This window comes from Arthrobacter sp. SRS-W-1-2016 (assembly GCF_002009585.1).
Lineage (GTDB): Bacteria > Actinomycetota > Actinomycetes > Actinomycetales > Micrococcaceae > Arthrobacter > Arthrobacter bambusae_A.
This window is the reverse complement of the sequence record NZ_MTPV01000067.1, coordinates 179,365-200,858: the sequence shown is the minus strand read 5'-3', so window position 1 is coordinate 200,858 and position 21,494 is coordinate 179,365. Positions and strand designations below refer to the sequence as shown.

The window sequence follows — 21,494 nt, the reverse complement described above, 5'->3', positions numbered from 1 at the left end:
ACGTTGGTGTTTGCGAACATCCATATCGAAATGAGTCCACGAATGTCACAGGGCGCCAATGCCGCCACGTCCGGGCCCGCAGCCGAGCCGCTTCCGGCCGCGAAGGATCCCGCCGTCAAGGAGCAGCGCGTCACCAAGCAACGGCTGGCCGTCAGTGCCGCGCTGGACGAACTGGACGACTTCGTGAGCACGCAGGAACTGTACCGGCTCCTCCAGAACCAAGGTGTCTCGGTGTCCCTGGCCACGGCCTACCGCATCCTGCAGTCGCTTGCCGACGACGGTCTCATCGATGTCCTGCGAAACGCCGACGGCGAAGCCGTCTACCGCCGCTGCGCGGTCACGGGCCACCACCACCATTTGCTATGCCGCCATTGCGGGAAGGCCGTCGAGGTGGAAGCTCCGGCCGTGGAGACGTGGGCAGCACGGGTGGCCGCCGAAAACGGCTACACCGAGGTGGCGCACACCGTGGAGATCTTCGGGCTCTGCCCGGAGTGCACTGCAAAGAAAGCAGCGGGCCTGCCCTAGCCGGCTACCGCCTGGTCTTCCACTGCCTGGCCCATGGCCGCGCCGGGGCGGACAATCCTGCCGTTGATTCCCCGGTTGGCGCGTACGTTGCCGATGATCCGGCACACCACATAGATCAGGAACGACAACGTGGTGACATACGGGCTGATGGGAATCCTGCTGCCCAGGGCCAGGAGGATCCCGCCCACCGTGGCAGTGATCGCGAAGACCACGCTCAACATGACCACGAGCCGCGGCGAAGTGGTCACCCGCAGCGCAGCGGCCGCGGGCGTGATCAGCAGTGCCAGCACCAGAAGCGCGCCGACAATCTGGATGGACAAGGCAACGCTGACGCCGAGCAACACCATGAAGGCAATCGCCAGTCCGCGGACAGGAACTCCCCGGGCTTCCGCCATCTCGGGGTCCACGCTGGCGAAGCTGAGCGGGCGCCATATCGCGGCCAGCGCGAGCATGACCACCACGGCCGTGCCGGCCAGGACCTGGAGCTGGACCGTGTCCACCGAAACGATCTGGCCCGTCAGCAACCCGAACTTATTGGCCGCGCGGCCCTGGTAGAGGGCCAGGAACAAGATGCCCAGGCCCAGGCCGAACGGCATGATGACGCCAATGATCGAGTTCTTGTCCCGGGCCCGGACACCCATGAGTCCCAGAAGCAGCGCAGCCGCGACGGACCCCGCGAGCGAACCGAAAATGATGTCCGCCCCGATGAGCAGGGCAAAAGAGGCACCGGCGAAGGACAACTCCGAAATGCCGTGCACCGCGAAAGCGAGGTCCCGCTTCATGACAAAGGTTCCTATGAGGCCGCCGAGCAGGCCGAGGACCGCACCGGCCAAGATGGAATTCTGGACCAGCGCCAGCAGCTCGCCGTAGTTTTCAAAGTTGAAGATGGTGTGCAGGATGCTGCCGAGATCCATTTAGTGGCCTTCTTCCACACCGGCGTGGGCGTCATCGTGATAGTGGGTGGTGGCGTCCGGAAGCCCGACGACGACGATCCGGCCGTTCGCGCGAATGACCTCAACGCGGCTGTTGTAGAGCTCGGAGAGGACTTCGGTGGTCATGACCTCCTCCGGTGTTCCCACGCGGAACCTGCCGCCGGCGAGGTAGAGCACACGGTCGACGTAGTCGATGACCGGGTTGATCTCGTGGGTCACGAAGACCACGGCGCTGTCGCGCTCGTGGCATTGCCGGTTGATGAGGGAGCTTACGGCCTGCTGGTGGTGCAGGTCCAAGGACAGCAGCGGTTCGTCACAGAGCAGGAGTTCAGGTTCCGCGGCGAGGGCTTGCGCAACACGCAGCCGTTGTTGCTCTCCGCCGGACAATTGACCAACCGGCACGCGGGCATAGTCACTCGCCCCCACTAAGTCCAGGAGCGCGTCGACGCGCTCATTGACGGCTTTCGCCTTGATACGCAGACCCCAGCGGTGACCGTCGACGCCGAGGGAAACCAGGTCCCTGGCACGCAGGGGCGTATCCGGGGCAAAAGACTTCTGTTGCGGTATGTAACCGATCTTCCGGCTGCCGCGTTCCACGGGATGTCCGGCCACGGTCACCGTCCCCGAGTGAAGCTGCTGCAGTCCAAGGAGGACTTTGAGGAAGCTGGTCTTGCCGCTGCCATTCGGACCGAGCACGGCGAAGAACTCACCCGCCTGGATGTCCACGTCGAGGTCCTTCCAGAGGGCCCGTTGGCCGAACTGGAGGCCCGCGCCGCGAAGGCTCACTACCGGTGTCAAAAAGATTCCTCGATCCATGGGGTTCGCGAAGCTATGAAGCTGGCGGCCGGCGCTTGGATGAACAGAGAGGGCCCCGCAGCCGCCCTGTACATCTTAGGACGATTGCGGGGCCCGCCTGTTCTTCGCCGTTTGGGTCCGCTTACTTGTTCAGGGCAGCAGAAACGTTGCCTACGTTGTCCGTCATCCAGGCGACGTAGTCCTTGCCCTCGGGAAGTGTCTCGGTGAACCCGATCACCGGGACACCGGCTGCGGTTGCCTCGGACTTCAGCTTTTCGGTCTCGGCGCTCGCGGTCTGCTCGTTGTAGGCGAGGAAGCGGACGGACTTCGAGGTAATCAGATCGCTCGTTTCCTTGACGGCTGCGGGCGGAACGTCCGAGCCGACCTCAATGGCATGGCTGAATTCCTCGGGGGTCTTGTTCTCCAGGCCGGCGGCTTCAAGCAGGTAGCCAGGGACGGGCTCCGTGATGGCTACGGGAGCGGAAGCCTTGGAGGCCTTGATTTCGGCCACTTTGGCGCTGAGCCCGGTCAGCGAGGACTTGAACTTGTCCGCGTTGGCCGTAAAGGTCTTGGCATCGGCAGGGTTCAGGTTTCCAAGCTTCGCAGCCACGGCATCGGCCACTTTCGCCATCGCACCGAAGTTGTACCAAACATGCTCGTTGAACCCTTCCGGCACCGCGGACGGAGATGCACCGGTGGTCGCCGCAGGAAGGAGCCCGGACACATTGACGGCCGTGATGGTCTTAGCTGCGGCAACCTTGCTGTCATCGGCCAGCTTGTTGAAGAAGTCGTCGTAGCCCGCACCATTGTCGATCACCAGCTGGGCCTTGGAGACTGCCAGCTTGTCCTGGGTGCTTGCCTCGTAGGAGTGCGGATCCTGGTTCGTCTTGCTGATGATGGAGGTGACGGACACCTTGTCACCGCCGACGCTCTTGGCGATATCGCCATACACGCTGGTGGAGGCGACCACGTCGATCACCCCGGAGGACGACGACGGCGCCGTCGCTGCGGGTGCCGCGCACCCGGCAAGCAGGACGGCGAACGCCGCGCACGCGGCCGGCAAAGCGGTCAGGGAAGGACGGGCGGCACTACGACGCACGGGAAACCTCGGATCTACCGAATCAAGCACAACAGGGGACTCAATGAGTGTATCCATAAATGGGAATGATTCCTATTTAGAATTCCCGGCGTCTCTTGCCGGCCCCGCGGGACCGGCAAGAGGTCACACCGATTCGGCTCCGCCCAGCCGCCGGATTCCCCGCGCCTGGGTGGCGTCACGGATCTCGCCCACAAGCTGCTCGATAACATCCTCCAGGAACAACACACCCAGGGTCGCGCCGTCCGTCCCCACAACCCGGCCGAGATGCGAGCCGGTCCGCTGCATCACGGCCATGGCATCCTCGATCTCGTCCTCGGGTGCGAGGTTCACGAGGGACCGGATCCGGCTTTCCGCGATCGGATAGCGTCGTCCTTCCTCCGGGATGGAAAGCACGTCCTTGATGTGCAGGTAACCGGTCAACTCGCCGTCGTCGTCCAACACAGGGAACCGGGAGTATCCGGTGCGACTGACCGCTTTCTCCAGTTCGCGAGGTGTGGAACCGGGCTTGAGCATCACGAGCTTGCCGAGCGGCACCATGATGTGCGCCGCGGTGTGCTCGGAAAACTCCAACGCGCCGCTCAGCAGGCCGGCGTCGTCGTCCACCAGCCCGTGGCGGGTCGATTCCTGGACGATGGACTGCACCTCTTCAAGCGTGAAGGAAGAGGTGACCTCATCCTTGGGCTCGATCTTCATCAAGCGCAGGATGCGGTTGGCCAGCCAGTTCAACGTCCAGATGACGGGCTTCACGAAACGGGCGACGTGGACCAACGGCGGCGCCAGCAGCAAGGCCGCCTTGTCCGCCACGGAAACAGAGATGTTCTTGGGCACCATCTCGCCGAAGGTCACATGCAGGAACGTGACCGCCAGCAAGGCAACCGCAAACGCGATGACGTCCGACAATTCGACCGGGATGCCCACGGACTCCAGCGGCGCCCCCAGCAAATGGTGGATGGCGGGCTCGGCCACGAGGAGAATCAGCAAGGAACACACGGTAATGCCGAGCTGGGCACACGCCAGCATCAGCGAGACGTGCTCCATCGCATACAGGGTGGTCTGCGCGCGCTTGGACCCGCGTTGGGCCAAAGGCTCTATCTGGCTGCGGCGCGCAGACATGACAGCGAACTCGGCGCCGACAAAGAAGGCGTTGCCGATCAGCAGCACCACGAGCCACAGGATTCCTGCCCAGTCGCTCATGCCGCACGTCCTTTACGGCTGGTTTTGGCAACGGGGTTGCCGACTGCATCGCCTGCCGAACCGCCCGAGCCCTTGCTCAGCCGCTTGTCGGCCTGCTTCCTGCTTTGCCATCCGCTTGAGTCGCTTTCGGCAGTGCCTTTATCGTCGTCATCATCATCATGTGTGTCGGGCGCCGCGGGGTGGAAGCAAATCCGGTCGATCCGGCGGCCGTCCATGCGGGTGACGGCCAGGGTGCCGCCGCCGGCCTCGACGACGTCGCCCACAATTGCGATCCGCCCAAGTTGGCTCATGACGTAACCGCCCACGGTTTCGTAGGCGGGGTCGTCGGGAACCGTGAGGCCCGGGATCTGTTCGCTGACCTCGTCCGGACGCAATAGTCCAGGGAAGTACCAGTCCCCCGAGGCGCTCTGCAGCAATCCGGGCCGGACTTTGTCGTGCTCGTCCGCAACCTCGCCGACGATCTCCTCCACGAGGTCCTCAAGGGTCGCGATCCCCGCGGTTCCGCCGTACTCATCAAGCACGACGGCGAGTTGCAGGTTGCCCTCGCGGAGTTCCAGAAGCAGTGCGTCAAGGTGGATGGTCTCGGGAACGCTCAGGACCTCGGACATGATGGCTCCGGCCTCAAGACGGCTCCTGCGTTCCGACGGGACGGACACGGCTTTCTTGATGTGCACCACGCCCCGGATGTCGTCCGCCGATTCACCGATGACCGGGAAGCGCGAATAGCCGGTCCGCCGGGCTGCTTCGATGATGTCCGACACCGGCTGATCGGCATCTATGGTCTCCATGCGGATGCGCGGGGTCATGACGTCGGCCGCCGTGCGCGCGGAGAAGTTCAGCGTCCGGGCGACAAAGTTGGCCGTCCCGGCGTCGAGGGTTCCCAGCTCCGCGGAACGGCGCACCAGGGACGCCAGTTCAGAAGGCGAGCGGGCACCGGAGATCTCCTCTTTGGCCTCCAGCCCCACGAGGTTGAGCATTTTGTTGGAGAAGCCGTTGAGCACCACGATTGCGGGCTTGAACACGGCAGTGAACACCAGTTGCGGACGCGCCAGCGCGCGGCCGAGCGGAAACGCCAAGGCCAGGGCCATGTTCTTGGGGACGAGTTCGCCGATGAGCATCGACAGGGCGGTGGCGAACGTCATGGCCAGGACGAGCGACACGGACTGCGCGGCAGCCTCAGGCAGTCCTGCCCAGAGCAGCGGTCCGTGCAAGAGGGCACCGACGGACGGCTCCATGACGAAGCCGGTCAGCAAGGTCGTGAGGGTGATTCCCAATTGGCAGCTCGAGAGCTGGGTGGAAAGGGATTTCAGGCATTTGAGCAACGCCGCGGCGGCGTGGTCGCCGCCGTCGACCGCTCTTTGGACCGTTGACTGGTCGAGCGCCACGAGCGAGAACTCGACGGCGACAAAGAAGCCGGTGCCCAGAATCAGGAGCACGCCGGCGAGAAGGAAAAGCCACTCCATCAGAGGCCGCCGGATGGCGCGAACGGCTGGCGCAAGGCACCGGAAGGGCTATGGGCTGGTTGACCCGGCGGGGGTTGGTCGGACGCTGCGGATGAGCGATCCGCCGACCGGCCGGCCTGGAGCTCCGGTGTGCGATGGGCATGTGTACGGGCATTGCCGGCTCGGCGGGTGCGCTGCGCGGAGATTGCCGAACGGCGTCCCCTGCAGCTCCCAGGCCGGCACCTAGAATTACTGTCCATAAGAATTCAAGTCTACAGTCCGGCCGCGGCGCGACTTCACGCGGCTTCACCCCGCAGAGGCAAGGTTCCCGAGGCGTCAAACGGCTGGAAGAACCCGGGGAAGAAGAGCCCTCTCAGGGAGTGGAGGCCGAGCCATATCGGGATCAACATGATTTAGGTCACCACTATTGGCAGATAGCCGCCGCTCGTCACTAGACTGGCTAGGGTCTGAGTTCGCGGGACCCAGACCCTGGCTCGCCTTTGCACCCCCTGCAGTTCCCCGGGCCAGCTGGAAATCAACACTCACGGAAGAGGCGTATTTCAAGTGCCAGAGCAGCCAAGCCACCGTCTACCCGAGGAATTTGGCGGAAACGAGTGGCTCGTTGACGAACTGTACGAGCGGTACCAGCAGGACAAGAATTCGGTCGACGCCAAGTGGTGGCCGCTTTTCGAGTCCTTCGATACCGCTGACGGCACTTCCTCCAACGGAACATCCGCAGCCCCTGCAAACCCTCCCACTCGCGAACTTCCTGTCGTGGCACAGGCCGCCGCATCGGCAATGACGCCGGTTGCTCCCGTGGTTGCCCCGGCAGCTGCCCCTGCTCCCGCCGCTCCTGCGGTGCCGGTCAAGAAGGCTCCGGCCACTGTCGCCAAGGACGGCGCGCAGAAACCATCGGACGGCAGCCAGTCCCGGCCGATCCCGGCACAGCTTCCCAAGAGCACCAAGGCTCCCACTCCCCCGGAAGAGGACGTCGTCTCCGTCCTCCGCGGTCCGGCCAAGGCCATCGCTTCCAACATGGTCATGAGCCTTGAGGTTCCCACCGCCACGAGCGTCCGGGCGGTTCCTGCCAAACTCCTGATCGACAACCGCGTCGTCATCAATTCCAACCTTGCCCGCGCCCGTGGCGGCAAGGTCTCCTTCACCCACCTCATTGGCTACGCAGTGGTCCGCGCCCTGTCCCAGTTCCCGTCGATGAACGTGTACTACGACGAAGTAGACGGCAAGCCGGTTGCCGTGCAGCCCGCACACGTCAACTTCGGCATCGCCATTGACATGCCCAAGCCCGACGGCACGCGCCTCCTGATGGTTCCCAACATCAAGAAGGCCGAGACCATGAACTTCGCGGAGTTCTGGCACACCTACGAAGACCTCATCAAGCGTGCGCGCAACGGCAAGCTCACGGCGGACGACCACGCGGGCACTACCGTTTCCCTGACAAACCCGGGTGGCATCGGAACCGTGCACTCCGTGCCCCGGCTCTCCAAGGGCCAGGCCGCCATCATCGGCGTCGGAGCCCTCGACTACCCGGCTGAATGGCAAGGCGCCAGCGAGAAGATCATCGCCCAGAACGCCATCAGCAAGATCCTCACGCTGACTTCCACCTACGATCACCGCGTCATCCAGGGCGCCGGAAGCGGCGAGTTCCTCAAGCTCGTCCACCAGCTCCTCCTGGGCGCCCAGAACTTCTACGACGAGATCTTCGAAGCGCTGCGCATTCCTTACGAGCCCGTCCGCTGGAGCCCCGACCTCCAGGTCGACCCGGCTGACGAGATCAACAAGGTTGCCCGCATCCAGCAGCTGATCCACTCCTACCGGGTCCGTGGCCACCTCATGGCAGACACGAACCCGCTTGAGTACGTGCAGCGCAAGCACCCGGACCTCGACGTTCTGACGTATGGCCTCACCCTGTGGGACCTGGACCGCGAGTGGCCCACCGGCGGCTTCGGCGGCAGGCCGATGCTCAAGTTCCGCGACATCCTGGGCGTTCTCCGCGACGCTTACTGCCGCACCACGGGCATTGAGTACATGCACATCCAGGAGCCTGAAGAACGCAAGTGGTTCCAGGACCAGGTGGAGCACCCGTACTCCAAGCCGAGCCGCGAAGAGCAGCTGCGCATCGTCTCCAAGCTCAACGCTGCAGAGGCCTTCGAGACCTTCCTGCAGACCAAGTTCGTGGGCCAGAAGCGCTTCTCCCTCGAAGGCGGGGAATCCCTGATTCCGTTGTTGGACACCATCATCTCCGACGCCGCCGACGACGGACTCGACGAGGTCGCGATCGGCATGGCCCACCGCGGCCGCCTCAACGTGCTCACCAATATCGCGGGCAAGACGTACGCCCAGGTGTTCCGCGAATTCGAAGGCACCCAGGACCCCCGCTCCGTGCAGGGTTCGGGCGACGTCAAGTACCACCTCGGCACCGAGGGCACCTTCACTTCGGACAACGGCAATGAGACCAAGGTCTACCTCGCCGCCAACCCGTCCCACCTCGAAGCGGTGGACTCCGTGCTCGAGGGCATCGTCCGGGCCAAGCAGGACCGCCTGGACCAGGGCGAGGACTTCCCCGTGCTGCCCATCATGGTCCACGGCGACGCTGCCTTTGCCGGGCAGGGCGTTGTGGCGGAGACGCTCAACCTGTCCCAGCTGCGTGGTTACCGCACCGGTGGAACCATCCACATCATCGTGAACAACCAGGTCGGTTTCACCACCGCGCCGTCGTCGTCGCGTTCCTCGACGTATTCCACCGACGTGGCCAAGATGATCCAGGCCCCGATCTTCCATGTGAACGGCGACGACCCCGAGGCCGTCGTGCGCATCGCGCAGCTGGCCTACGAGTTCCGGCAGCGCTTCCACAAGGACGTCATCGTGGACATGGTGTGCTACCGCCGCCGTGGACACAACGAGGGCGACGACCCCTCGATGACGCAGCCGCTCATGTACAACCTCATCGAAGCCAAGCGCTCCGTCCGCAAGCTCTACACGGAATCCCTCATCGGCCGTGGTGACATCACCGAGGACGAAGCCGAACAGTTGCTGCGCGACTACCAGGAACGCCTCGAGCGCGTCTTCGCGGAGACCCATGCCGCACAGACTTCGCCTATCCCGATCATCACGGCGGACTCCGCTGCGGTCTCGGACATCGAGCGTCCCATCGCCCAGCAGGCGGACTTCGGCACCAACGCGCCTGCCACCACCGCCATCTCAGCCGAAATGCTGCAGCGGATCGGCCAGGCACACCTCGATATTCCGGAAGGCTTCACGGTCCACTCCAAGCTCAAGCAGCTCCTTGAGAAGCGTGAGCAGATGTCCCGCGAAGGCGGCATCGACTGGGGCTTCGGCGAGATCGCAGCCTTTGGTTCGCTCGTCATGGAGGGCGTCCCCGTCCGCCTCGCCGGCCAGGACTCCCGTCGCGGCACCTTCGTGCAGCGTCACGCCGTCTTCCACGACCGCGCGAACGGCAGCGAATGGATGCCGCTGGGCAACCTGAGCAACGATCAGGCCAAGCTGTGGATCTACGACTCCTTGTTGTCCGAATACGCAGCAATGGGCTTCGAATATGGATACTCCGTGGAACGCCCGGACGCCTTGGTGTTGTGGGAGGCCCAGTTCGGTGACTTCGTCAATGGTGCGCAGACCATTATCGACGAATTCATCTCCTCGGCCGAGCAAAAGTGGGGCCAGCGTTCCTCGCTCGTGCTCATGCTGCCCCACGGCTACGAAGGCCAGGGACCGGACCACTCGTCCGCACGCATCGAGCGGTTCCTGCAGCTTTGTGCCGAAGACAACATGATCGTGGCGAACCCGACCACCGCCGCCTCGCACTTCCACTTGCTGCGCCGGCAGGCCTACAGCCGTCCCCGCAAGCCGCTCATCATCTTCACCCCGAAACAGCTTTTGCGCCTCAAGGGTGCCGCTTCTGCGGTGGAGGACTTCACCACGGGCGGCTTCAAGCCGGTCATCGGCGAGCACGAGCCCCTTCAAGCCCAGAGCGTCGATCGCGTGATCCTGGTTTCCGGCCGTCTCTACTACGATCTTCTGGCCAACCGCCAGAAGACCGGCGACACCTCGACGGCGATCATCCGCCTGGAGCAGCTGTACCCGCTGCCCCAGGCCCAGCTCGAGGCGGAACTGGCCAAGTACCCGAACGCCGATATCGTCTGGGCGCAGGACGAACCCGCCAACCAGGGTCCGTGGCCGTTCATCGGCCTGAACCTGCCGCAGGCACTGGACCGCAGGGTCCGGCTCGTCTCGCGTCCGGCATCGGCCTCCACGGCGGCCGGTTCCATGAAGCGCCACAGCGCCGAGCAGGCCACCTTGCTCAAGCAGGCATTCGAACGCAAGTAAGACGGCGGCTGCCCGGCTGGAGGTTCAATACCCGCTTCCAGCCGGGCAGTTCTGTTTAATGGAACAAGTGTCCGGTGATCAAGCCGCCCGGCCGGACACAGTGCAAGGACCGCAACGTTTGGTGAAGAGGTAACTGTGGAAGACAGGAAGCTGCGCATCGCAGCTGTTGGTGATGAACTACTCGCCGGGCTCGGTGACCCCAGGGCCTTGGGCTGGCTCGGAAGGGTTCTCGCGCGGACTCCCCAGGACTCCGTCCTCGTGGAGAGCTACTCTCTTCCCTGCCCCATGGAGGGAACGGAAGGCCTTGCGGCGCGCTGGCTCGACGAAGCCGGAAAGCGATTCAGCAACGTCCACGAAAACCGCCTCGTGATCGGCCTGTCCGGCCGCGACATCGAATTCGGCCTTTCCACCGCGCGCAGCCGCCTCAATCTGGCCAACATCCTGGATGGGGCGTCCCAAAGCAACATCGAAGTATTCGTGGTCGGCCCGCCGCCTACGCTGGACCCGGCCAAGAACCGCCGGATCGCGGAACTCAATGCCGCCTTCGCCGACGTCACCACCCGCCGCAACCACCAGTATGTCGACACGTTCTCGCCGTTGATCAACCACGAACAATGGCGCACCGACCTCGCCGCGAATGGCGGCACACCCGGCCAAGCCGGCTACGGGCTCATGGCGTGGCTTGTGTTGCACCGCGGCTGGTTCCAATGGCTGAGGATCGCCCAGCCGGAATAACCGGGAAGAAGAAACACCCCTCCACCGGCAGAACCCATTGCCACGATGGGATTCGCGATATATCTTGATTTCCATACGCGATATATCGCAACTAATGGCGCACCATTGGAGGGGTCATGACCGAAGAGAATTGGACCGTTACCGGTCCGCAGACCATCGACGTCGACGGCGTCCGCTCACTCAAGCTGGGGATCGTCAAGGGCCGTTTCGACGTCGTCACGCACGACGAAGCAATCACCCGGATCGAAGTTTCGGAAATCGCCGGCGACCCATTGAGCGTCAGCCTCATTGACGGCCGGCTCGAAGTCCGCCACCAATTGCACGGCCCGCAGGGCTGGTTCCGCAACCTCATGGGGACCGTCAACAACACCAGCACCAACACGATCTCCATCAGCATCGCGCTGCCCGCAGGCGTCGATGTCGAAGCGGGAACCGTGGGCGGTGACGGCATGGTCTCCGGCGTCAGCGGCCATATCCGCCTCAACACGGTGTCCGGGTCCGTCCTCGCGGACGGCACGCGGGGCGAGCTTCACGTCAACACTGTCAGCGGCGAAGTCATCGCCCGCAACCACGACGGCGTCATGACAGCCAAGAGCGTCTCGGGCGAAGTCACGGCGTCGGGCCGCTTCAAGAACATCCGGGCCAATACTGTCAGCGGAGACCTCAGCTTCGACCTTCACGGCTATACCCAGGATTTCGGAGCCAATTCCGTTTCAGGCGACCTCACCATCCGCCTCCCGCATGACGTCGGCGTGGACATCGTCGCCAAAACGGCGAGCGGCACCGTGATGATCGACGACCAGCTGTACGCCCAGTCCGGCGGAAAGGTCCAGACCATCGCCGGCCCCGACCAGCGGCTCATGGTGGCGCGCACCAATTCGGTATCCGGAAAGACCTCCATCATCCATGGCGGTGCGCCAACACCCGGAACAACGCACTCAGTCCCCGGAGAAGAGGAAGTCTGATGCCGCCCGTCTTTGCCCACGGAGCCCTGCGGCTCTATCTGCTGGCGCTCCTGGAATCGGGCCCCAAGCACGGCTACGAGCTCATCAAGGCCCTCGGCGAACGCTTCGGGGGGACCTACTCCCCCAGCGCCGGAACCATCTACCCGCGACTCGGCAAACTCGAGGAAGAAGGACTGGTGGCGACGAGCAACGACGGGCGCCGCACCAACTACTCCATCACCGCGGCGGGACTGGCGGAACTCAACAGCCGGCGGCAGGAACTCGCCGACGTCGAGGACAACATCTCCGCCTCCGTGCGACGGTTGGCCGATAATCTCCGCGACGACATCCGCAGCAACATGCGCGGCCTGCGCGCAGACCTCGCCGCGACCGCCGAAGCCGCCAGAGCCAACGCGAAGTCCGCGGAGTTCCAGTCGTGGGCCGGAAGCTACTCTCCGGAGGGACACCGCATCCTGAAGGAAGCCGAAATGATGGTCCAGTCCTTCCGCGACGACATCCGCGTGGAGTTGCGACAGCACGCCGGCTCCAAGGCCTTGACTCCGATCGCCCTTGAGACCGTGCGGACGGTCCTGGACCAGGCCAGGATCTCCATCCGGAATTCCCTGCGGGGCTAGGCCCGGACTTCCTGCTGGGGCAGCCCTCCTTCCCTTGGGTCCCAGCCCGCGGTTCGCGGGGCGGCCCCCGGATGTGGGAGACTGGAGGGCAGCTTTATTGAGTATCAAGAATCTAAGGAGGCCAGCTATGAGCAAGCGTGCACGTAAGCGTCGTGACCGTAAGCGCGGCGGCGCAAACCACGGCAAGCGTCCCAACACCTAAGCCAGCGGCTTAGCGTAAGACTTAATGCGGAGGGCCCCGGAAACCATCAGGTTTCCGGGGCCCTTGCCGTTCCAGGCTCTTAGACGTCCACGGACTTCATAGCGTGGATCCTGTCCAGGATCGAGTTCTTGAGATTCTCAGGAGCCGCTTCCGTACAGGAGCGCTTCACCACAGTACGGATGACGCACTCAAGGTCGTATTGCTCGGTGCACTCCGGGCAGTCTTCCAGATGCACTTTGATCTCCGCGATGTCCTCGCGGGTCAACGCACCATCGAGGTACTCGTAGATACGCTGCATCCGAGCATCGTCGCAGTCGCCCAATCCTTGGCAGCTCATTTCCTTTTCTCCTGTTTTTTGCTTGTGGCCGCGCCCACGGCCAAGGCCTTTTCTTCCGCGCCGGCGCTGATTCCCCGTTCTGCGGCGTAATCCGCCAGCAGATCGCGCAACATCTTCCTGCCGCGATGAAGCCGGGACATGACCGTGCCGATCGGGGTATTCATGATGTCTGATATTTCTTTGTATGCGAAGCCCTCGACATCAGCGAAGTACACCGCGAGCCGGAATTCCTCCGGAATGGACTGCAGCGCGCTCTTCACGTCCGAGTCGGGCAAATGATCCAGAGCTTCCGCCTCCGCAGAGCGCAGCCCGGCGGATGTATGGGACTCCGCCCGCGCCAGCTGCCAGTCTTCGATGGAGTCCGAATTCGACTGCAACGGTTCGCGCTGCCGCTTCCGGTACAGGTTGATGTACGTGTTGGTCAGGATGCGGTACAGCCACGCCTTGAGGTTGGTACCCGGCTTGTACTGGTGGAAGGCCGAGAATGCCTTGGTGTAGGCCTCCTGGACCAGGTCCTCGGCGTCTGACGGATTCCTGGCCATGCGCATGGCAGCCGAATAGAGCTGGTCGACATATTGCATGGCGTCCCGTTCGAAGCGCGCCCTCCGCTGCTCCGGCGTCTCGCTTGCGAAGTCCACTGCAATCTCGACGTCGGCCTCAACAGTTGCGTCGCCGTCGGACGTTGCGTCCGTGACTTCCGTCGCTGCTTTGTACATGGCCGCTGCGGCCGGATCCATGGTGCTCATTGCATCCAAGTCTACTGTCACCCGCCGGGAGTCCAGTGGCAGCTCCCGCGCACGCGCCAAGCGTCCTTCGCGGTCCTTAACCAAGGCCAAAAAACCATCTCCACTCAAACGACACGACCAAGCGCGGCACAACGCACACGCCACAATCCAAGGTCCAGCCCAAACCGCACCTTCTTCTGACAACGGCAAGCTCCGGGCAAATATTCCGCAAAGATGCAAGACTAGATCCGACTGCACCCCGTGAACACCGCACCACTTCAACGCAGCACCACCTGAACACCGTGGCAAGCCATCCAGGAGGCAAAGACATGTCCCTCGTCCGTTTTCTCGCCAGGCCAATGTTGGCTTCCAGTTTTGTCGTCGCAGGGCTGGACAAGCTCAAGAATGCGGATGACACAGCCAAGCAGCTCTCTCCGCTGCTCCGCCGCGCATCCGAGTCGCTACCTTTCCCGGCGGACGAGAAGATGCTGGCGCGGCTCATTGGCGGCACCCAGGTGGGGGCAGGCGCCCTGCTCGCCCTCGGCAAGTGCTCCCGGTTCTCGGCAACGCTGCTTGCGGGGATCTCGGTCCTGAACACCTTTGTCGAGTGGCGTTCTGCCGACATCAGCACGAAGGAAGGCCGGCTCGCCCGTCGCGCCCAGTTGCTCAAGAACATTTCCCTGACCGGCGGGGTTCTCCTTGCCGCCGTCGACACTGCCGGCAAACCGAGCCTCGCATGGCGCGCCGAACACCTCGCCATCGACGCCAAGAAGGCCACAGGCAAGCAGTTCAAGAAGACAGACCGGGCCGTCCGCAAGGCCGTAGACAACGCAGTTGGAGCATAAGGAAGCATGCCAGGAACCCCCGCCACGCAGACAGACGATTCAGGGACGAGCACAGCTTCCGCGCTTCCCCTGTGGCCCGCACCCTTCGCCAGCCACCCCGTGGATGCCACGGTCACGGTTCCTGGTTCGAAGTCGCTGACCAACCGCTATCTGGTCTTGGCGGCATTGGCCAACGGCCCCAGCAGGTTGCGTGCACCCTTGCATTCGCGCGATTCGGCGCTGATGGTCGAGGCCCTGCGCCGGCTTGGAGCCACCATTACAGAGGTTCCCGGCGATGGACAGTACGGCCCGGACCTTGAAGTCACCCCGATCGACCCTGCGGCGGCGGCATCGGAGACCGCCATCGACTGCGGCCTGGCCGGCACCGTCATGCGCTTCGTGCCGCCGCTTGCGGCACTTCGCAACGGCGCTTCGGTGTTCGACGGCGATCCGCACGCACGCCAGCGTCCCATGGGCACCATCATCGAAGCCCTCCGGACCCTCGGAGTGGACGTCAGCGCCATGGACGGGAACGCGCCGAGCTCCTTGCCGTTCAAGGTCTCCGGCACGGGCTCCGTGCGCGGTGGCCACTTGGTGATCGACGCGAGCGCTTCCTCGCAGTTCGTCTCCGCCCTGCTGCTCGTCGGTGCCCGTTTCGAAGAGGGCCTGCACCTCGAGCATGTCGGCAAGCCCGTGCCGAGCCTCGACCACATCAACATGACTGTGGCGGTCCTGCGCGGGGTTGGAGTCCAGGTAGATGACTCCGTGCCGAACCATTGGCGAGTCTCCCCCGGCGCCATCCAGGCGTTCGACGAGCGAATCGAACAGGACCTCTCCAACGCGGGTCCCTTCCTCGCCGCGGCGCTCGCCACGAAGGGAACCGTGCGGATCCCCAACTGGCCTGCCAACACCACGCAAGTCGGAGATCTCTGGCGGAACATTCTTGCCACCATGGGCGCTACCGTCACGCTGGACAACGGGACCCTGACAGTCACCGGCGGTTCCGAGATCCTGGGCGCGGACTTCGACGAAACCAGCGAACTCGCCCCCACGGTAGCGGCATTGTGCGCCTTGGCAACCAGCCCTTCCCGGCTCACCGGCATCGCGCACCTGCGCGGACACGAGACGGACAGGCTGGCCGCGCTCGTCGCCGAAATCAACCGGCTTGGCGGCGACGCCGAGGAAACCAGCGACGGCCTGGTAATCCGGCCCGCAGCGCTGCACGCCGGCGTCGTGCATAGCTACGCCGACCACCGCATGGCTACGGCGGGCGCCATCCTTGGGCTCGCCGTCGAGGGTGTCCAGGTCGAAGACATCGCGACGACGTCCAAGACCATGCCCGAATTCCCGCACATCTGGACGTCGATGCTCAGTGCAGGGCCAGCGGCCGCGGACACCGGTTCAACGGAGACAAGCAACTGACGATGGCCCGCGACGCACGCTCCTGGGATGAGTCCGACGTCCGGATCCGCCCCAACAAGAAGGGCACACGCCCCCGCACGAAGGACCGCCCCAGCCACGACGACGCCGTGATCGGGCGCATCGTCACCGTCGACCGCGGCCGCTACACCGCGATCGTGGATGAAAGCTCGGACAACGAGCGCATTGTCATTGCCGCCCGCGCACGGGAACTGAGGCGCTCCCCCGTGGTTCCGGGGGACTTCGTCGCGCTCGTCGGCGATGTTTCAGGAGCCCCGGACACCCTCGCCCGCCTCGTGCGGGTCGAGGAGCGGAAGACCCTCCTGCGGCGAAGTGCCGACGACACCGATCCGATCGAACGCGCCGTCGTCGCCAACGCCGACCAGCTCGTGGTGGTGGTGGCGGCCGCCAACCCGGAACCGCGTACCGGATTCATCGACCGCGCCCTCGTGGCAGCGTACGACGCCGGGATCGAGCCGCTGCTGCTCGTCACCAAAGCGGATGTCAAGGATCCGACGGAACTGCTCGCCAACTACGTGAGCCTGGGTTTCCCCATCATCATCAGCCGGACGGCCGACGCAGGCGCCTCCGGCATCGACGCCCGTTCGGACGACGGTCTGTCCGCACGCCTCGACAGTGACGCCGTCGGCCAGCTGCGGGACTACCTCGACGGCAAGGTCACCGTGCTCCTGGGCCATTCCGGCGTCGGGAAATCCACCATGGTGAATGCCCTGACCGGTGCCGAGCGCGCCACCGGCGGGGTCAACGCGGTGACGGGGCGCGGACGGCACACCTCGTCGTCTGCCCTTGCCCTGAAGCTCAGCGACGCCCCCGGCGGAAGCTGGATCATCGATACGCCCGGCATCCGTTCCTTCGGCCTCGCCCACGTGAACCCGGACCGCATCCTGCATGCCTTCCCGGATCTCGAACCCGGGACCGAAATGTGCGAGCGGGGCTGCAAGCACGATGCCAACGCTGTTCGATGCGGCCTGGATTCGTGGGTAGCCGATGGCCACGCCGGAGAGTCGGGCCCGGCCCGCTTGGCATCGTTGCGCCGGCTCCTCGGCGCGGACCCACGCATGGAAGCACAGGAAACCAAGGAACTGGGTACGGTCAACTAACTGCGCCGCTGCCGTCCTACCTCCCCGGCTCACCGGCGAAGAGACGGTAGTTTGGAAGCATGACCCAACCCGATTCGAGCTACAACGACGACCTGCGGCTGGCACACGTCCTGGCCGACTCCGTCGATTCCCTGACAATGGAACGGTTCAAGGCCCTGGACCTGCAGGTGGAGACCAAACCCGATCTGAGCCCCGTCACCGATGCCGACAAAGCCGCCGAGGAAGCAATCCGCGGGCAGCTCTCCCGTTCCCGCCCCCGTGACGCCGTCCTCGGGGAGGAATTCGGCAGCACGGGCCACGGCTCGAGGCGTTGGATCATCGATCCCATCGACGGGACCAAGAACTTCGTGCGTGGCGTACCCGTCTGGGCAACGCTGATCGCCCTCGTGGACGAGGGCGAGGTAGTGGTGGGGCTCGTGAGCGCTCCGGCGCTCGGCAAGCGGTGGTGGGCGGCCAAGGGCTCGGGCGCCTACATGGGCCGGTCGCTGGCCGCGGCCACCCGGTTGAAAGTTTCCAACGTGTCCCGGCTCGAAGACGCCTCGCTCTCCTACTCCGAGCTTTCCGAGTGGAAGCAGCACGGGAAGCTGGACAACTTCCTGGGCCTCGAGAACGATGTCTGGCGCAGCCGTGCGTACGGGGACTTCTGGTCCTACTGCCTCGTGGCCGAGGGCGCCGTGGACATCGCCGCCGAACCGGAACTCCAGGTCTACGACATGGCCGCCTTGGTGCCGATCGTGACCGAGGCCGGCGGACGCTTCACGTCCCTGGATGGCGCGGACGGCCCCTTCGGCGGAAACGCCGTCGCCACTAACTCGATCCTGCACTCCGAGGTCCTCAAGAGGCTCAACCCCGAACTCGACGACCTCCTCTAATCCGCCCATTCACTGAACAAACGACGGCGGACGCCCCCTTTCCGGGGCGTCCGCTGCTTTTTCTTCGGCGGAAGGCACATTTTTCGGGCGGTGTAACAATCCGCTTAACAATCGCGGTCACATTGGAACCGGCCTTGCCGGTGTCCTACTCTCTTTACAGGTCACGAGTGCCAGCGCGAAACCCCGGTTTGCTGGCCGGCAACCCTCCATCGCGGCGGGGTGCCCCGGGTGACGACCGGGCCGGTCCGGAACGGATGCGGCAAGCGCGGACCCCCTGCACGCAGGGGTCCCTCTTGAGTGAGGTCCCATGAGCACAGCCACAATTTCTTCCACGGCTCTTTCGCAGCACCATGATTCTGCGCAGCGGCACGGTGATTCCCGGACTCCGGCATCGCGCCCTTTGGCTGCCGTCACCGGAGCGGAGCTGCAGGCACCCTTGATCCAGGGCGGCCAGATCCGCTACGCAAACCTCGACTACGGCGCTTCCGCACCTGCACTGACCGTGGTCTCCGCATACCTCAACGAAATCCTGCCGTACTATGCGAGCGTCCACCGCGGCGCCGGCTATGCCTCGCAAATCAGCACCTCGGTTTACGAGAACGCCCGCAACATCGTTCGTGACTTCGTTGGCGGCAGGCCGGACGATTCCGTCATTTTCACGCGCAACACCACCGATTCCCTCAATCTGCTGGCGGGTTGCTTGCCGGTTGAGAACGGAAGGCATACCGGCGAAGTCCTGTACCTGGACATCGAGCACCACGCCAATCTGCTCCCATGGCAAGGTGTCCCCCATCGCAGCATCGTTGCCGCCGGAACATTGTCCGAGACTGTTGCCGCTGTCCGCACGGCACTCTCCCAGGGTGGCGTCAGCCTCCTGGCAGTCACCGGCGCGTCGAACGTGACCGGCGAGATCCTGCCCATCAACGACCTCGCAGCCTTGGCCCACGAATTCGGGGCGCGGATCGTGGTGGACGCGGCGCAACTCGCCCCTCATCGCCGGATCGATATCGCCGCCGCGGAGGTGGACTACCTGGTCTTCTCGGGGCACAAGCTCTATGCACCGTTCGGTGCCGGCGTCCTGGTGGGCCGCCCCGACTGGCTCGACGCCGGCACACCGCACCTGGCAGGAGGCGGCGCCGTCCGCGAGGCACGCCTTGATTCCGTCAGCTGGGCCACGGGGCCGGCAAGGCACGAAGGGGGCTCTCCGAACGTGCTCGGCGCGGCCACCCTGGCCCGGGCCACACAGGTCATTGCCAGCCTCGACCACGAAGAATGGCACGCCCACGAGGCCGCCATCCGCTCGCACCTGGTCGAGGGCCTCAAGCAAATCGACGGCGTGACCGTGCACCAGATCTTCAGCGACACGGATCCCCAGGACACGATCGGCGTCGTGAACTTCTCGCTCCAGGGCTACGACGCCGGACTCGTCGCGGCCTATCTCGCGGCCGAGCACGGCATCGGCCTGCGGGACGGACGCTTTTGCGCCCACCCCCTGCTCAAGCGCCTTGGCCTTCCCTCCGGATCGCTGCGAGCCAGCTTCGGCGTGGGGTCGCGTTTGGAAGACGCCACCCGGCTCATCGCGGGCATCCAGGCCCTCAAAAGCAACGGCCTCGGCTGGGACTACGTGGTGGATGCCGGCCGTTGGGTGCCCGCGAACGATCACCGCAGCTACCCGGAGTGGGCTCCCAATACTCCCGGGACCGCAGGCGCCGCACCCTGCAGCACCGACTGATTGCGATAGATTCGTAGGGTATTTTTCCTGTCCTACGAAGGAGTCCCCGCGTGGCCCCGCGACCCAAAGGCACCTCAGCCGGCCCCAAGCTTTATGAGGAACGCCGACTCGAACTCGGTCGGAGTTTCCAGGACGGCGGAGAACACTATGAGCGGGTCCGGCCGGGCTACCCGGCGGATTCAGCTGACTGGCTGCTGCCGGAGGGGGCTCGGGACGCGGCAGACATCGGCGCCGGCACCGGAAAGTTCACCTCGCTGCTCGTCGAGCGGGGGCTGGCGGTGTCGGCAGTGGACCCCTCCACGGACATGCTCACCCAACTGCGCAAAGCGTATCCACAGGTGATCGCCCTGGAGGGCACGGCAGAGGCAACCGGGCTGGCGGACTCAGCATTCGACGTCGTCAGCGTTGCCCAAGCCTGGCACTGGTGCGATCCGCTCGCCGCGAGCACTGAGATCGCCCGGATCCTTCGACCCCACGGCGTCATCGGCTTGATCTGGAACCAATTGGACACTTCCGTGCCCTGGGTCCATCGCCTGTCCCGCATCATGCATGCCGGCGATGTCCACAAACCGGGCTTCCGGCCAGTGGTGGGCCCCGAGTTCACCGGCCTCGAAACCCACGTCACGCGCTGGGAGGATCCCTTGGCTCCGGCAGACATCCTCGAACTCGTGAAGTCGCGCAGCTATTATCTCAGGGCGAACGATGCCACCCGTGCGAAGGTCATGGGCAATCTCCGGTGGTATCTCTTCGAACATCTGGACCATGCCGAGGACGAGGTCATCCCCCTGCCCTATCTCACGCAGAGCTGGCGGGCGCGCAAAGCCTGATTCCGCCGGTTCACGATAGGCTTGGAACCGTGAAGACCAGTGCGCCCTCCTCCTCCATCGAGGACTACGTCAAGGTCATCTACTCCTTTACGGAGTGGCAGGACAAACCCATCACGTCCTCACAGCTCGCGCAGCGGCTCGGCGTCGCCAATTCCTCCGTCTCGGAGATGGTCCGCAAGCTCAAGGACCAAGGCCTGGTGGACCACCAGCCGTACAGCGCCATCACTTTGACCCCCCAAGGAATGCATCTTGCCCTGGGCATGGTCCGCCGGCACCGCCTGATCGAAACCTACCTGGTGAGGGAGTTGGGCTACAGCTGGGATGAAGTCCATGACGAGGCCGAGATGCTCGAGCACGCTGTCTCGGACACCTTCATCGATCGCATGGCCGCCAAATTGGGCAACCCGGGACGCGATCCCCATGGTGACCCCATCCCCGCCGCGGACGGTTCGGTGAGCCTGCCGCACGCGCACCGAATGATCGAGCTCGACGACGGCCATTCCGGCAAGATCACCCGGATCAGCGACGAAAACCCTGAGCTGCTGCGCTACCTTTCAGCCGAGGAAATCGACCTCGACGCCAGCATCGAGGTCATTGGCCGCAAGCCGTTCGGCGGTGCGCTGGTGGTCCGGATCGGGAAGGGCCCGGGAAGCCGCGATTACGATCTCGCGGACGAGGTCGCTTCCGCGCTCTGGGTGGCCACCGACGTCGAACACGAAGGCTGCGTCCTCGCGGAAAGCTGACGAAACCGTCACAGCGTCTTGGAGCGCAC

The 21,494-nt window shown here is 64.5% G+C and carries 19 protein-coding genes and 1 riboswitch; of the genes, 12 read left to right on the top strand and 7 right to left on the bottom strand.

Going from position 1 to position 21,494, the window contains the following annotated elements:
* Positions 1-42: 42 nt before the first annotated feature.
* The gene (locus tag BMF89_RS18125; RefSeq protein WP_078108450.1) at positions 43-525 is read left to right on the top strand and encodes a Fur family transcriptional regulator; all 483 of its coding nucleotides are present in this window, start codon (positions 43-45) and stop codon (positions 523-525) included.
* On the opposite strand, the gene BMF89_RS18120 is transcribed toward BMF89_RS18125, so the two are convergent.
* From BMF89_RS18120 to BMF89_RS18100, 5 genes are all read right to left on the bottom strand, one after another.
* Positions 522-1,439, bottom strand: coding sequence for a metal ABC transporter permease (locus tag BMF89_RS18120; RefSeq protein WP_078108449.1), 918 nt, complete (start codon positions 1,437-1,439; stop codon positions 522-524). The genes BMF89_RS18125 and BMF89_RS18120 overlap by 4 nt on opposite strands.
* Positions 1,440-2,255, bottom strand: coding sequence for a metal ABC transporter ATP-binding protein (locus BMF89_RS18115; RefSeq protein WP_253190880.1), 816 nt, complete (start codon positions 2,253-2,255; stop codon positions 1,440-1,442).
* A gap of 139 nt (positions 2,256-2,394) precedes the next feature.
* On the bottom strand, positions 2,395-3,408 hold the full coding sequence (locus BMF89_RS18110; protein ID WP_078108447.1) for a zinc ABC transporter substrate-binding protein: 1,014 nt from the start codon (positions 3,406-3,408) through the stop codon (positions 2,395-2,397).
* A gap of 66 nt (positions 3,409-3,474) precedes the next feature.
* Positions 3,475-4,545 (bottom strand): hemolysin family protein, encoded by a 1,071-nt coding sequence (locus BMF89_RS18105; protein WP_078108446.1) that lies wholly within the window; start codon positions 4,543-4,545, stop codon positions 3,475-3,477.
* A complete protein-coding gene (locus BMF89_RS18100; protein WP_078108445.1) occupies positions 4,542-6,008 on the bottom strand; it encodes a hemolysin family protein in 1,467 nt (488 codons plus the stop codon). The genes BMF89_RS18105 and BMF89_RS18100 overlap by 4 nt, the downstream gene beginning before the upstream one ends.
* A 543-nt stretch (positions 6,009-6,551) precedes the next feature.
* Here BMF89_RS18100 and BMF89_RS18095 point away from each other — a divergent pair.
* From BMF89_RS18095 to BMF89_RS18080, 4 genes are all read left to right on the top strand, one after another.
* A complete protein-coding gene (locus tag BMF89_RS18095) occupies positions 6,552-10,349 on the top strand; it encodes a multifunctional oxoglutarate decarboxylase/oxoglutarate dehydrogenase thiamine pyrophosphate-binding subunit/dihydrolipoyllysine-residue succinyltransferase subunit (protein ID WP_078108444.1) in 3,798 nt (1,265 codons plus the stop codon).
* Positions 10,350-10,484: 135 nt separating this feature from the next.
* The gene (locus BMF89_RS18090) at positions 10,485-11,084 is read left to right on the top strand and encodes a GDSL-type esterase/lipase family protein (RefSeq protein WP_078108443.1); all 600 of its coding nucleotides are present in this window, start codon (positions 10,485-10,487) and stop codon (positions 11,082-11,084) included.
* A 116-nt stretch (positions 11,085-11,200) separates the two neighbouring features.
* Positions 11,201-12,049, top strand: a complete 849-nt coding sequence (locus BMF89_RS18085) for a DUF4097 family beta strand repeat-containing protein (protein WP_078108442.1) — start codon at positions 11,201-11,203, stop codon at positions 12,047-12,049.
* Positions 12,049-12,663 (top strand): PadR family transcriptional regulator, encoded by a 615-nt coding sequence (locus tag BMF89_RS18080; RefSeq protein WP_078108441.1) that lies wholly within the window; start codon positions 12,049-12,051, stop codon positions 12,661-12,663. The genes BMF89_RS18085 and BMF89_RS18080 overlap by 1 nt, the downstream gene beginning before the upstream one ends.
* A 281-nt stretch (positions 12,664-12,944) precedes the next feature.
* Here BMF89_RS18080 and rsrA read toward each other — a convergent pair whose 3' ends face one another.
* Together rsrA and BMF89_RS18070 are read right to left on the bottom strand one after the other, a co-directional pair.
* Positions 12,945-13,202, bottom strand: coding sequence for a mycothiol system anti-sigma-R factor (rsrA, locus tag BMF89_RS18075; RefSeq protein WP_028264789.1), 258 nt, complete (start codon positions 13,200-13,202; stop codon positions 12,945-12,947).
* Positions 13,199-13,948: a sigma-70 family RNA polymerase sigma factor gene (locus tag BMF89_RS18070; RefSeq protein WP_078108440.1), complete on the bottom strand. Its 750-nt coding sequence runs from the start codon at positions 13,946-13,948 to the stop codon at positions 13,199-13,201. The genes rsrA and BMF89_RS18070 overlap by 4 nt, the downstream gene beginning before the upstream one ends.
* Positions 13,949-14,256: 308 nt before the next feature.
* Between BMF89_RS18070 and BMF89_RS18065 the strand changes: the two genes are divergently transcribed.
* From BMF89_RS18065 to BMF89_RS18035, 7 genes are all read left to right on the top strand, one after another.
* Positions 14,257-14,772: a DoxX family protein gene (locus tag BMF89_RS18065; RefSeq protein ID WP_078108439.1), complete on the top strand. Its 516-nt coding sequence runs from the start codon at positions 14,257-14,259 to the stop codon at positions 14,770-14,772.
* A gap of 6 nt (positions 14,773-14,778) precedes the next feature.
* Positions 14,779-16,173 (top strand): 3-phosphoshikimate 1-carboxyvinyltransferase, encoded by a 1,395-nt coding sequence (gene aroA / locus BMF89_RS18060; RefSeq protein WP_078108438.1) that lies wholly within the window; start codon positions 14,779-14,781, stop codon positions 16,171-16,173.
* Positions 16,174-16,175: 2 nt separating this feature from the next.
* Positions 16,176-17,291, top strand: coding sequence for a ribosome small subunit-dependent GTPase A (rsgA, locus tag BMF89_RS18055; protein ID WP_078108437.1), 1,116 nt, complete (start codon positions 16,176-16,178; stop codon positions 17,289-17,291).
* 59 nt (positions 17,292-17,350) lie between these two features.
* Positions 17,351-18,163 carry a histidinol-phosphatase gene (gene hisN, locus BMF89_RS18050; RefSeq protein ID WP_078108436.1) on the top strand — a complete coding sequence of 271 codons (813 nt, stop codon included), beginning with the start codon at positions 17,351-17,353 and terminating at the stop codon, positions 18,161-18,163.
* A 159-nt stretch (positions 18,164-18,322) separates the two neighbouring features.
* A riboswitch (SAM riboswitch) is annotated at positions 18,323-18,435 on the top strand.
* A gap of 35 nt (positions 18,436-18,470) precedes the next feature.
* Positions 18,471-19,895 (top strand): aminotransferase class V-fold PLP-dependent enzyme, encoded by a 1,425-nt coding sequence (locus tag BMF89_RS18045; protein ID WP_078108435.1) that lies wholly within the window; start codon positions 18,471-18,473, stop codon positions 19,893-19,895.
* 50 nt (positions 19,896-19,945) lie between these two features.
* A complete protein-coding gene (locus BMF89_RS18040) occupies positions 19,946-20,722 on the top strand; it encodes a class I SAM-dependent methyltransferase (RefSeq protein WP_171983545.1) in 777 nt (258 codons plus the stop codon).
* Positions 20,723-20,751: 29 nt separating this feature from the next.
* Positions 20,752-21,465, top strand: coding sequence for a metal-dependent transcriptional regulator (locus tag BMF89_RS18035; RefSeq protein WP_078108433.1), 714 nt, complete (start codon positions 20,752-20,754; stop codon positions 21,463-21,465).
* The last annotated feature ends 29 nt before the right edge of the window (positions 21,466-21,494 follow it).

What these genes read in the sequence shown, in the direction of transcription:
- BMF89_RS18125 (WP_078108450.1), top strand. Translation starts at nt 43, where the DNA reads ATGTCACAGGGCGCCAATGCCGCCACGTCCGGGCCCGCAGCCGAGCCG.
- BMF89_RS18120 (WP_078108449.1), bottom strand. Translation starts at nt 1,439, where the DNA reads ATGGATCTCGGCAGCATCCTGCACACCATCTTCAACTTTGAAAACTAC.
- BMF89_RS18110 (WP_078108447.1), bottom strand. Translation starts at nt 3,408, where the DNA reads ATGGATACACTCATTGAGTCCCCTGTTGTGCTTGATTCGGTAGATCCG.
- BMF89_RS18105 (WP_078108446.1), bottom strand. Translation starts at nt 4,545, where the DNA reads ATGAGCGACTGGGCAGGAATCCTGTGGCTCGTGGTGCTGCTGATCGGC.
- BMF89_RS18100 (WP_078108445.1), bottom strand. Translation starts at nt 6,008, where the DNA reads ATGGAGTGGCTTTTCCTTCTCGCCGGCGTGCTCCTGATTCTGGGCACC.
- BMF89_RS18085 (WP_078108442.1), top strand. Translation starts at nt 11,201, where the DNA reads ATGACCGAAGAGAATTGGACCGTTACCGGTCCGCAGACCATCGACGTC.
- BMF89_RS18080 (WP_078108441.1), top strand. Translation starts at nt 12,049, where the DNA reads ATGCCGCCCGTCTTTGCCCACGGAGCCCTGCGGCTCTATCTGCTGGCG.
- rsrA (WP_028264789.1), bottom strand. Translation starts at nt 13,202, where the DNA reads ATGAGCTGCCAAGGATTGGGCGACTGCGACGATGCTCGGATGCAGCGT.
- BMF89_RS18070 (WP_078108440.1), bottom strand. Translation starts at nt 13,948, where the DNA reads ATGAGCACCATGGATCCGGCCGCAGCGGCCATGTACAAAGCAGCGACG.
- BMF89_RS18065 (WP_078108439.1), top strand. Translation starts at nt 14,257, where the DNA reads ATGTCCCTCGTCCGTTTTCTCGCCAGGCCAATGTTGGCTTCCAGTTTT.
- aroA (WP_078108438.1), top strand. Translation starts at nt 14,779, where the DNA reads ATGCCAGGAACCCCCGCCACGCAGACAGACGATTCAGGGACGAGCACA.
- rsgA (WP_078108437.1), top strand. Translation starts at nt 16,176, where the DNA reads ATGGCCCGCGACGCACGCTCCTGGGATGAGTCCGACGTCCGGATCCGC.
- hisN (WP_078108436.1), top strand. Translation starts at nt 17,351, where the DNA reads ATGACCCAACCCGATTCGAGCTACAACGACGACCTGCGGCTGGCACAC.
- BMF89_RS18045 (WP_078108435.1), top strand. Translation starts at nt 18,471, where the DNA reads ATGAGCACAGCCACAATTTCTTCCACGGCTCTTTCGCAGCACCATGAT.